We start from the raw sequence: 11439 nt of genomic DNA on the forward strand, positions 1-11439 counted from the left end.
GCCGTGTCGGTCCTCGAAGCCTTGGCAGTATTTGGGCGGTTTTCGAAGTTGCTTCATGCTCAGTCCCAATCGTTCGTTTCGGGGGCTGAGTCCTCACCCGGAAGGGCGTCAAACGCCAAGTCCAAAGCGCGACAGTCCCAGATTCTCCGGGTTCCGATGCGCTTGGGGCTGGGCATTTCGCCAGCGGCAACCAGCTTGTCAAAGGTTGCAGGGCTTACACCGATGTAGCCCGCCGCCTCGACACGCGACAGCCCGCGCCGAGTCGGCGGGGCGATCGGGGAAGAGGGGCGGGCTTGAGTCTGCATCTGCGGGCGAGCCTCAGAACCCCGACAGACGCACGCGCACGGATGCCGTGTCGGCGGGGGCGACGGTCGCCACGATCAAGCCCTCGCAAGAGGGTGAGCCGATCAAGCTGGCCGAAATGCGAACCATGACCTTTAGAGACCGCAAGATTCTCGCCGGATCGACCCCGATCTTTGATTTCGGCCCGATCACACGTCTTTATGCCGAGTCCGATCGCCGCATTTACGAATGCCTTTGCCCGGAATGCGGCGGCTTCTCGGAAATTGAGTGGGCACAGATCACATGGCCGGAAGGCCAGCCCGACAAGGCGGCTTTGGCCTGCCCGCAATGCGGATGCCTGATCGAAGAACGGTTCAAGCCGCAGATGGTCGCGCAAGGCCGCTGGCGGGTGACAGCGCCCGAGGTTACGGGCCATGCCGGGTTTCGGATCAACTGCCTTGTGTCGCCCCATCACAACGCACGCTGGGGGAAACTGGCAGCCGAGTTCCTTTCGGCCAAGCGTGCGCCCGAAACGCTGCAGGTGTTCACCAACACCATTCTGGGCCAGGCTTGGAAGTCCGAAGGCGAGGATCTGGACGAGCACGAGCTCTTCGCGCGGCGCGAGCCCTTCCACCTCGACAGCCTGCCGCCTGACGTGCTTTGGATCACAGCGGGCGTCGATTGCCAGGACGATCGGCTTGAAGTCGTGCTGATGGGGCACACCGATTCCGATTGGCTGGTGCTCGATCATCGAGTGTTTTGGGGGCCGATCGACGGCGAAGGTGTCTGGCAAGACCTCGACTCGCTGCTGAAGAAAAGCTGGCAGCATCCGAACGGCGGCACGATCCGCATTGACGCTTGCGCCGTTGACTCCTCGGACGGCGGGCACCTGCAACACGTCATGGCATATTGCAAACCGCGCTTCGAGCGCCGTGTCGTGCCGATCAAAGGCGTTCCGGGCTTCTCGCGCCCGGTCTTCCAGCGTTCGGGAACCAAGGGACAACACCTTTGGCTTATGGGAGTCGACGCTGCGAAATCGGCCCTGTTTGCGCGACTGACCCGGTCTCAGGGGATTCGGTTCGGGCAAGCCCTGCAACCGATCTATTTCGAGCAACTGACCTCGGAGCGGCGCGTTGTGCGTTATGTTCGCGGCAAGCCCGAAGCCCGGTTCGAGCGGATCAAGGGCAAGCGTGCAGAGACGCTGGACGCCACCGTTTACGCGCTTGCCGTGCGTCAGATCATCGGGCAACGTGAAGACTTGCGGGCGGCAGAGCTTGCAAGCGCAGCGGCGCCCCGAAAGGCAGCGACCGTGGTTAAATCAAAGTGGTTGGGAGGGTGATTTATCTGACATTAGCGCGCACGACAGCAAGAGCAATTTGACGCAAAAAACTCATTCGTGTAATTTTCATATGGGGGTCGATAAAATGCATCACCGATCATGTCAAGAAGTCGTCCAGAAAGGCTAACCTCATCATCAGTGGTCAAACGGAGATGCCGTATGAACTCTTCGAAATCCATTCGAGCTTGCGTTTCCCCAAGCAATCTATCTGCTGCATTGCTATAGTCTGATTCGTCCATTTCCCTCCACACGCCTTCAATTTTCTCAATTATTAAGCAATAACTATTAGACTAAAGCCAATCACCGATATTAACGGGCGGATCTTCAAAGGGCCGAGGCTGTGTCAAAACCCGGCACCGTGCTACGATTCCGTGAGAGCGGGAGATCAGCATGGCAGGTTTCATCGAGGGCGTGCAGCGTGGCCAGACGGTGCTTTTTCCCGACCGCCTCGAGGACTGGATCGGCGAGGATGAGTTGGTCCGCGTCGTCGATCTCTTCGTCGAGGAACTCGACCTGCCCGGCCTTGGTTTCGTGCGCGCGTCGTCGGCCCGGACAGGGCGGCCCGGGTATCATCCTGCGGTCCTCCTCAAGCTTTTCATCTATGGATACCTGAACCGGATCCCCTCCAGCCGCCGCCTGGAACGTGAAGCCGGGCGCAATGTCGAGGTGATGTGGCTGACTGGTCGCCTGGTCCCCGATCACAAGACGATCGCCGAATTCCGCCGTCAGAACGGCGTCGCGATCCGCAAGACCTGCGCCCGGTTTGTCGAGCTGTGCCGCCGGATCGGGGTTCTCAAAGGGGATGCCGTCGCCATCGATGGCAGCAAATTCAAGGCGGCAAACAATCGCGACAAGAACTTCACCAAGAACAAGATCGCCAGCCGCCTTGCCCATCTCGAGGCCGATGTCGCCCGCTATATCGATGTCATGGTGCGGATCGACCGGCAGGAAGCTGGCGAGGCCCGGGCCGAGAAGGTGGCCCATCTTGCCCGTCGTTACGGTCGCATCCGGCAGGAGATCGCACGGTTGCAAGCGATGGAAAAAGCCCTCGCCGACGCGCCTGATGGCCAGATTTCCCTGACCGATCCCGACGCCCGCGCGATGGCGACCAGTGCCCGGCACAGCGGCATGGTCGGCTACAACGTGCAAAGTGCGGTCGACACCGAGACCCATCTGATCGTCGCGCATGAGGTCACCAATCAGGGTTTCGACCGCGATCAGCTCAGCCAGATGGCGATCGCCGCCAAAACCGCCCTGGGCCGTGAAGATCTGAACGTCCTCGCGGACAAGGGGTACTTCAGCGGCGCCGAAATCCTGTCGTGCCACGCCGCGGGCATCACCACGACGGTGCCGCGCCCCGCGACCTCGGGCAATGCGGCCAAGGGGTGGTTCGTGAAGGCCGATTTCCTCTATGACCCGGCCCGCGACATCTACACCTGCCCGGCTGGCAACGAACTCATCTATCGCTATACCCGTGAGGAAGGGGGCCTGCAGGTTCGCCGCTACTGGATCAACGGCTGCCAGACCTGCCCCGTGAAAGGCCGCTGCACCTCCGGCACGGAGCGCCGGATCACCCGCTGGGAGCACGAGCCTCTGATCGACGCCATGCGGGAACGATTGAGCCGCGACCCGGATCCGATGACACTGCGCCGCTGCACGGTCGAGCACCCCTTCGGCACGATCAAGGGCTGGATGGGCTACACCCATTTCCTGACCCGCCGCCTGAAGAACGTGCGCACCGAGATGGCGCTGAACGTGCTTGCTTACAACATCAAGCGGATGATCGCCCTAGTCGGCATCCGGGGATTGATGGAGGCGATCCAGGGATGAAATCCCGAGAGAAAGCCGTTTCGCGGGCCACAAAAGAAAGGCTGGCAGGCGATCCCGCCGGCGACCGGATCAAATGCCGCCTTCGGGGCGCCGAACCCGCAGAGGCACCCGCGCGCCTTGTATGCAAGCCATCTGGCCGGCTTTTGACACAGCCTCGGCCCTTCGTGAGTGGAGCTATTGAAATAATACACCTTTCAACCCTCTTCCCCAACCTTGCGGCAGAGATAATTTCCTCTTTCCTGTTCCACGACCACATATTCGTGTCCATCGACTCGATAGATTATTTTCGTCTCGATCATTCGGCACCTATTGACGGCTTATTGCTCACAGTGAATATAAATAAGTTCTGTTGATTATCTCACAGATCGGGCCAGTTGCCAAGCGAGTCGATTCTGAACTCACCCCTCTCACCAAGCAAGGCTTCCGTGGCAGCCAGGCCGATAACTTCGTAGACAGCGAACCAATAGCGTTCGTTTTCTGGCATCTGGTAGCGGAACCACTTGTGCAGGCTGCGCCAGCCGCGCGCCCATTCGGCCAGCTTGCGGCCTTCAAGGCCGGGCGGCGGCGGCAAGCGGCGTGAGTTCCAGCGGAACTGCGGCTCGATGATGACTTCTGTCGGCACGCGATGACTCCTCAAACAAAAGCCCCGGCAGCGGTGGAGGACGCAGCCGGGGCTTCCCCCAGGCCACCTTTCTGCAACAACGCCTCTCCGTAAGCTCCGTGATTGAAGTCGCCAAACTCCACCTCGATCTTACACCTCGATGGCCACCCAGGATCACACCGCTGGCGGCGATGAAATTACACCAGCACCGTGGACACTACCGATGAAAGCCACGCCTTCGGGCGTGTTTTTTATTGCCCGGCCGGGCCCTTCGCCCTATGGCGCACACAAGGCGCGGCTTTGGGAGAGAGCGATGACCCTGCTTCTGATCCATACCGGTGGCACGATCGGCATGGCCCCCGGGCCACTGGGTCTGGCGCCGAAGCCCGGTCTGGTCGAGGCGGCGCTGGCCGAGCGTCTGCCCGTTGGCGCCGTTCTGCACACCCATGTCTTTCGGCCGCTGCGCGACAGTGCCGACATCGGTCCCGCCGACTGGAACGCGATTCTCGACGCGCTTGATGCCCATCCCGGCGTGCCTGCGCTGGTGACGCATGGCACCGACACGATGGCCTTCACCGGGGCGGCGCTGGCGCAGGCGCTGGCGGGGACCGAGCGTCGGGTGATTCTGTGCGGCTCGATGCTGCCGCTCGGGCAGGGGGGCGATGCCGAGCGCAATCTCGATCTGGCGCTCGCCGCCGCCCATGCGCCCGGGATGGGGGTCGATCTGGCCTTCGACGGGCGGCTGATGGCGGCGGCCGGGCTGGTGAAGCACGACAGCCATGCCCGCGATGCCTTTCGCAGCCAGCCACAGGATCACGCGCCCGCGCCGAAAACCCGCCGCTTCGATCCGGCGCGGCGGCTGGCGGTGCTGACGCTCTCGCCCGGTCTGCCGGGGGCGGCGCTTGCGGCGATGCTGGACGCGCTCGATGGCGCGGTGCTGCGGGTCTTTGGTGCGGGCACGGTGATGAACGACCCCGCGATTCTCGACGCCCTGCGCGGCGCCGTGGCCGCGGGCAAGCGGTTGCGCGCGGTCAGCCAATGCGAGGCGGGCGGGCTGGCGCCGGGGGCTTATGCGGCGGGGGCGGGCCTCTGGGCTGCGGGGGTCGAGAACGGTGGCAAGGAAACGCCCGAGGCGGCGCTGATCCGGCTTTGGCTCGCGTGATACGAAAAGGGGCCCCGAAGGGCCCCATTCGGTCGAACGGGCTTATTGCGCGGGGGCTGTGGCGCTGAGCAGCGCCGCTGCCACGGCTTCGGTCGATGTGCCCGAGGCGGTTCCCACGGCAGCCAGCGTCTGATCTGGTCCGGTCACTTTCAGCCCGGCGGCGGTCAGTTTCGCGGCCAGCGTCGCGCCATCGGTGCCAAAGACCTGCGCCACATCTGCAATCTTCGCATTCATCACCGCCATCGCCAGCGCGAATTGCGGCGGGCCCGAGCGGCCTTCCCCCGAGGGGATCGCGAAGGGGATCGAGATCACGAGCGACACCACCAGCGCGATCCACATCGGCGCGCGCTTGATGTAATTGGTGACCGAGCGCCAGTTCTTCCAGACGTGCAGCACGAAGGGCAGGATCAGCACCATCGACAGGATTTCGTGCATCTCGTGGAAGGTCGCCTGCCCGACATGGAAGAAAAGGGCGACGCCGGAGATCAGCGAAACAAGGAAAAGCCCGGTGATGAAGGGCGTGGCGTAGCGGTTGAAAAGATCATTCATGACAGTGCTTTCTGTGGGGCCGGGGCTCATCCCCGGGGGCCTGAGAGGGTTCAGGAGTGAAACGCGAATGGCCGCAACTTTCGTCGCGGCCATGGCGTGGAAAGTTCGATTTTTCCTGCGGCAGGCTGTCACAGCGCCTTGGCCGCCATCTGCACCAGCCGCAGGCAGACCTGCGTCGCCTTCTCCATGTCCTGCACCGAGACCCATTCGAGCGGCCCGTGAATGTCCTGCATGCCGGTGAAGATATTGGGGCAGGGCACACCCATTTCGGTCAGCCGCGAGCCATCGGTGCCACCGCGGATCGGCACGGACAGCGGTGCGATCCCTTCGGCTTTGCAGGCCTCGCGGGCCAGATCGACCGGGGTCATGTCTTTCTCCAGCCAGTAGCGCATGTTGCGATACTGCGGGCGGATCGTGCAGGTGATTTCCGCCCGCAGTTCCGTGGCGGCGACAGCGGCGCAGACCTGCTGCAAAAGCGCCCCGCGGGCGGCAAGGCCGTCGAGTTCGAAATCCCGCAGGATGATGGAAAATTCCACCTCGGCCGCGGTGCCCGCCACGTTGGTGATGTGCCAGAAGCCCTCGCGACCGTCGACCACCTCGGGCGTCTGCGTCGCCTGCGGCAGCATCTCGATGATCTTCGCGGCCAGATGCAGCGCGTTCACCATCTTGCCCTTGGCGGTGCCCGGGTGGGTCGAAACGCCCTTCACCTTCACCTTGGCGCCATCGGCGGAGAAGCTTTCATATTCGATCTCGCCCACCGCGCCGCCATCGAGCGTATAGGCGAAATCGGCGCCCAGATCCTTCGGCAGTCGGGCATCGACGCCGCGGCCGATCTCCTCGTCGGGGGTGAAGGCGATGCGCAGCTTGCCATGCGGGATCTGCGGGTTGGCGATCAGATGCTCGGCCATCGTCATCAGGATCGCGACGCCCGCCTTGTCATCGGCACCCAGAAGCGTCAGCCCCGAGGCGGTGATCAGATCATGCCCGACCTTTTCGCCCAGATAAGGGTTGGCAGCGGGCGAATTCACCAGACCGGGCGCATCCGGATAGGTGATCTCGCCGCCATTGTAGCCGCGAATGACCCGCGGTTTCACGCCCGTCGCATTGTAGGCGGGGGCGGTGTCCATATGGGCGAGCATCCCGATCACCGGGCCTTCCGCCGTCGCGGGCACCGTGGCCAGAACGGCGCCATAGTCGGTCACTGTCACCTCGGCGGCGCCGATCCGGGTCAGTTCCTCGGCCAGCATCCGGGCCAGGTTCAGCTGAATCGCGGTCGAGGGGGACGACGGGCTTTCCTCGTCGCTTTGCGTATCGACGGCGGCGTAACGGCACAGGCGCTCTTCGAGGCTGGGGCAAAATTCGGTCATGTCGGACTCCTTTGGTGCAATGGGACGCGGCCGGGCGGAAGTGTCAAGACTTGCCCCGTGACGGCGGCGCGGCTACATCACCCTTCCGGTCGAACGGAGGACCCCATGGACACCGCCACCCGCATTGCCCGCACCATTGCCGAGGAAATCGCCGCCACCCCCGCCCAGGTCACCGCCGCGGTGGGGCTGCTGGACGAAGGCGCGACCGTGCCCTTTGTCGCGCGCTACCGCAAGGAAGTGACCGGCGGGCTTGACGACACGCAGCTGCGCAAGCTGGCGGAACGGCTCGATTATCTGCGCGAACGCGAGGCGCGGCGGGCGGCGATTGTCGCCTCGATCACCGAACAGGGCAAGATGACCGACGAGCTGGCGCTGTCGCTGGCGCGGGCCGAGACCAAGGCGGAACTGGAAGACCTGTATCTGCCCTACAAGCCCAAACGCCGCACGAAGGCGATGATCGCGCGCGAAAACGGCCTTGGTCCGCTGGTCGAGGCGATCTTGGCCGATCGCAAGGCGGTGCCGGAAAAGCTGGCCGAGGGCTACCTCTCCGAAGCCGTCGCGACGGTGAAGGACGCGCTGACCGGCGCGCGGGAGATCATCGCCGAAGGGCTTGTCGAAAACGCGGCGCTGCTGGGGTCCTTGCGCGAGTTTCTGGCGCGCGAGGCTTACATCACCGCCAAGCTGGTGGAGGGTCAGGCCGAGAAGGGCGCGAAATTCTCGGACTATTTCGACCACCGCGAACGCTGGTCGGATGTGCCCTCGCACCGGGCGCTCGCCATGCTGCGCGGCTCGAATGAAGGCGTGCTGACGCTCGACATTGCCCCCGACGAAGACGGCGTCGCCCGAGCCGAGGCGATGGTGGCGGCGGCGCTTGAGGCGAAAACGCAGGCCCCCGGGGATACCTGGCTGCGCTCTGTCGCGGGCTGGACCTGGCGGGTGAAGCTGAGCCTGTCGATGATGCTCGATCTTCTGTCCGAGATGCGCGGCCGCGCGCAGGACGAGGCGATCAAGGTCTTTTCGCGCAACCTCAAGGATCTGCTTCTGGCCGCGCCCGCGGGCGCCAAGGCGACGCTGGGGCTGGATCCCGGCATCCGCACCGGCTGCAAGATCGCGGTCGTCGATGCGACGGGCAAGGTGCTGGCGACCGAAACCGTCTATCCCTTCCCGCCGAAATCCGACCTGCGCGGCACGCAGGCGACGCTGATCCGGCTGATCACGGCGCATAAAGTCGATCTGATTGCCATCGGCAACGGCACGGCCAGCCGCGAGTCCGAGCGGCTGGTGGCGGAAACGCTGAAGCTTCTGCCTGCTTCGGTGAAGGCGCCGACCAAGGTTGTCGTGTCCGAGGCCGGGGCCTCGGTCTATTCGGCCTCGGAACTCGCGGCAAAGGAATTCCCCGATCTTGACGTGTCGCTGCGCGGCGCGGTCTCGATTGCGCGTCGTCTGCAGGACCCGCTGGCTGAGCTGGTGAAGATCGAGCCGAAGTCGATCGGCGTCGGGCAATATCAGCATGACGTCGATCAGTCGAAGCTGGGCCGGGCGCTGGAAGGCGTGGTCGAGGACGCGGTGAACGCCGTTGGCGTCGATCTGAACACCGCCTCGGCGCCGCTGCTCGCCCATATCTCCGGCCTCGGGCCGGGGCTGGCCGAGGCGATCGTGGCGCATCGCGACGCCAATGGTGCCTTCAAGAGCCGCAAGGAACTGCTGAAGGTCAGCCGCCTTGGGCCGCGGGCTTTCGAGCAATGCGCGGGCTTTCTGCGCATCACCGAGGGGACCGAACCGCTCGATGCCTCGTCGGTCCACCCCGAGGCCTATGACGTGGCCCGCGCCATCGTGAAGGCCTGCGGGCGGGACATTCGCGCGCTGATGGGCGACACGGCGGCGCTTGCAAAGCTGCGCCCGCAGGAGTTCGTGACCGAGAAATTCGGCCTGCCGACCGTGCGCGACATTCTGGCGGAGCTGGAAAAGCCCGGTCGCGACCCGCGGCCCAGCTTCGTCACCGCGACCTTTGCCGAGGGTGTCGAGGACATCAAGGACCTGAAACCCGGGATGCAGTTGGAAGGCACGGTGACCAACGTCGCGGCCTTTGGCGCCTTTGTCGATATCGGCGTGCATCAGGACGGGCTGGTGCATATCAGCCAGCTGGCTGACCGTTTCGTCAAAGACCCGCATGAGGTCGTCAAGGCCGGCGATGTGGTCAAGGTGCGGGTGACCGAGGTTGACGTTCCGCGCAAGCGCATCGCACTGACGATGCGCAAGGATGGCGGCACCTCGGCGCGCGAAGACCGCGCCGCCCGTGGACCCGAGCCGCAGAAGGGGCCGAAGGGCAAACAGCCGATGTCGGCGAGCCCGAAGACCAGCCAGGCGACCGGCGGCTTTGGCGCGGCGTTGCTTGATGCGATGAAGAAACGCTGAGGGCCCCCGTCCTCAGTTGCCCCCTCAGCTTCCCGCGGCGCGGCCGTGGCCGGTCGCCGATTGCATCGTGCGCACCACCACGAACGCGTCGCGCAGGTGTGACCGTTCCAGATCGCTCAGGTCCGAGGGGGCAAGGAAATTGTCCGCTGCCCGCCCGGCCTTGATCAGAATGGCCTGATTTTCCAGCCGCATCGTCGCGATCAGGTCATAGGCTTCGATCAGATCGCGCGCGCCCGTGGCCGAGATCACCCCGACCTCTTCCGCCGCCTTCAGCCGGGCGCGGGTGTTCGTGGGCAAAAGCCGCCCCTGCAGCGCATAGATACGCGCCAGATCCACCACCGGCACCACCCCGTTCATCTTCATGTCGATGTGGTTCCTGTGCTCGCCCGAGCGGATCGTGGCGAAGCTGCGAATGAGCCCGAGCGGCGGCGTGTGCTTGAGCGCCGTGGCCGTCATATGCGCGACAAAGACCGAATTCTGCGCCGCCATCGCCAGCGTTTCGGCGCGCAGATCCTCGAACATCGCGATGCCGCCGCCGCCGATCGGGCGCAGGTCGAACATGACCGAGGCCAGCATCTGCGCCTCGGTCGCAGGCCGTGCAATCCAGCCCGCGAAATAATCGCGCCAGACCCGCAGCGGCTGACACCAGCGCGGATTGGTCGCCATCATCTCGCCCGGGCAATGCGCGTAGCCGCAGGCATGCAGCCCGTCGCAGACGATCTTCGCCAAGGCACGGAAATACTCCATGTCCTCGGGCGTCGCGCGGTCATCAAGGATCAGGCAATTGTCCTGATCCGACACGCCGCTTTGCTCCTGCCGCCCCTGCGAGCCGCAGGCAAGCCACAGATAGGGCACCGGCGGCGGGCCAAGGCTACGTTCCGCCATCACCAGAAGCCTGCGCGTCACCGCATCGGCAATGTCGGTGATCAGCCGCGTCACCACATCGGGACCGTGGTGGCTGCCGATGAGCTGCACCAGCAGCTGTGGAACCCGCTCGGTCACGGCGATCATTTCGGCCAGCGTTTCGGCCGAGACCACGTCGCGGATCAGCATGGCCGAGGACACGGCCTGAAACCGGGTCAGGTCGGTTTGCGTGATCATGCCGACGAAGCGGCCGTCTTCGGTGATCGGCAGATGGCCGATGCGACGTTCCAGCATGATATGCAGGATGTCCGAGCCAAGCGCCGTGGGCGGCAGGCTGACCGGGTCGGGCGTCATCACCCGCGCCACCGGCAGATCGAGCGGTTGCGCCTCGGCCAGGATCTTGTTTGACAGATCGCGTTGCGTGACGATGCCGAGCAGTTTCTCGCCCGGCTCGATGACGCCGAGCGAGGACACATGCGCATCGCGCATCATCCGCGCGGCGGTCAGAACCGTCGTATCCGGCGTGCAGGCGAGTGGCTTCCTTGCGATCAGATCGGCCACCTTCTGCGTCGCGATATCGGTTGAAACCTTTTCGCCGCGCTTTCGATTGAAGAAGCGCTCGAAGGCCGGATAGGTCTCGATCAGCCGTTTGAAGGTCGGCGTGGGCAAGACAAGACAAATGGTTTGTTCGGTGGCTTTCGCCTGCGTCGCAGCCAGCCCGTCGCGCAGGATACCGCGTTCGCCAAAGGAATTGCGCGGCCCCAGCAGCGACACCAGACCGCCGTTGCCATCGGTGATCTCCATCGCGCCCTGTTTCACCAGATAGAGCCCGCCGATCGGGGTCTGATAGACATAGACCAGTGAGCCCGGGCGGAACTCCATCCGGCGAAAGGCAGCGGCGACGGCTTCAAGCTCCTCGCGGGGCAGGGTGTCGTAGGGGTGGACCGTCTCCAGAAAGGCAATATGGGCCTCGCGATCGGTTTCCATGACGCGTTCCTTGACTTTGGGACGGCCCGATGAGGGGCGGCCA

At 64.3% G+C, this 11439-nt stretch carries 8 protein-coding genes; 4 read left to right on the plus strand and 4 right to left on the minus strand.

Annotated features, from left to right (window positions below):
* The first annotated feature begins 55 nt into the window (after nucleotides 1-55).
* Both ACTTAI_RS02735 and ACTTAI_RS02740 read left to right on the plus strand, forming a co-directional pair.
* Entirely contained in the window at nucleotides 56-1621 is a 1566-nt protein-coding gene (locus ACTTAI_RS02735) for a terminase gpA endonuclease subunit (RefSeq protein ID WP_444454086.1), read from the plus strand.
* A gap of 390 nt (nucleotides 1622-2011) precedes the next feature.
* Nucleotides 2012-3451 carry an IS1182 family transposase gene (locus ACTTAI_RS02740; RefSeq protein ID WP_444454087.1) on the plus strand — a complete coding sequence of 480 codons (1440 nt, stop codon included), beginning with the start codon at nucleotides 2012-2014 and terminating at the stop codon, nucleotides 3449-3451.
* Nucleotides 3452-3809: 358 nt separating this feature from the next.
* Here the strand turns inward: ACTTAI_RS02740 and ACTTAI_RS02745 are convergent, their stop codons facing one another.
* The gene (locus ACTTAI_RS02745; RefSeq protein WP_444454089.1) at nucleotides 3810-4073 is read right to left on the minus strand and encodes a hypothetical protein; all 264 of its coding nucleotides are present in this window, start codon (nucleotides 4071-4073) and stop codon (nucleotides 3810-3812) included.
* Between the two features lie 292 nt (nucleotides 4074-4365).
* Between ACTTAI_RS02745 and ACTTAI_RS02750 the strand changes: the two genes are divergently transcribed.
* Nucleotides 4366-5214 (plus strand): asparaginase domain-containing protein, encoded by an 849-nt coding sequence (locus ACTTAI_RS02750; RefSeq protein WP_444454091.1) that lies wholly within the window; start codon nucleotides 4366-4368, stop codon nucleotides 5212-5214.
* A 42-nt stretch (nucleotides 5215-5256) separates the two neighbouring features.
* Here ACTTAI_RS02750 and ACTTAI_RS02755 read toward each other — a convergent pair whose 3' ends face one another.
* Together ACTTAI_RS02755 and pepT are read right to left on the minus strand one after the other, a co-directional pair.
* Nucleotides 5257-5763 carry a DUF4405 domain-containing protein gene (locus tag ACTTAI_RS02755; protein WP_444454093.1) on the minus strand — a complete coding sequence of 169 codons (507 nt, stop codon included), beginning with the start codon at nucleotides 5761-5763 and terminating at the stop codon, nucleotides 5257-5259.
* A gap of 128 nt (nucleotides 5764-5891) precedes the next feature.
* Nucleotides 5892-7130 (minus strand): peptidase T, encoded by a 1239-nt coding sequence (pepT, locus tag ACTTAI_RS02760; RefSeq protein ID WP_444454094.1) that lies wholly within the window; start codon nucleotides 7128-7130, stop codon nucleotides 5892-5894.
* A gap of 105 nt (nucleotides 7131-7235) precedes the next feature.
* On the opposite strand from pepT, the gene ACTTAI_RS02765 reads away from it, so the two are divergent.
* The gene (locus ACTTAI_RS02765) at nucleotides 7236-9545 is read left to right on the plus strand and encodes a Tex family protein (protein ID WP_444454096.1); all 2310 of its coding nucleotides are present in this window, start codon (nucleotides 7236-7238) and stop codon (nucleotides 9543-9545) included.
* Between the two features lie 24 nt (nucleotides 9546-9569).
* Here ACTTAI_RS02765 and ACTTAI_RS02770 read toward each other — a convergent pair whose 3' ends face one another.
* Entirely contained in the window at nucleotides 9570-11396 is a 1827-nt protein-coding gene (locus ACTTAI_RS02770) for a DUF294 nucleotidyltransferase-like domain-containing protein (protein ID WP_444454097.1), read from the minus strand.
* Between the last annotated feature and the right edge of the window lie 43 nt (nucleotides 11397-11439).

The organism is Rhodobacter capsulatus (genome assembly GCF_052363175.1).
In the GTDB taxonomy this organism is placed as follows: Bacteria; Pseudomonadota; Alphaproteobacteria; order Rhodobacterales; family Rhodobacteraceae; genus Rhodobacter; species Rhodobacter capsulatus_D.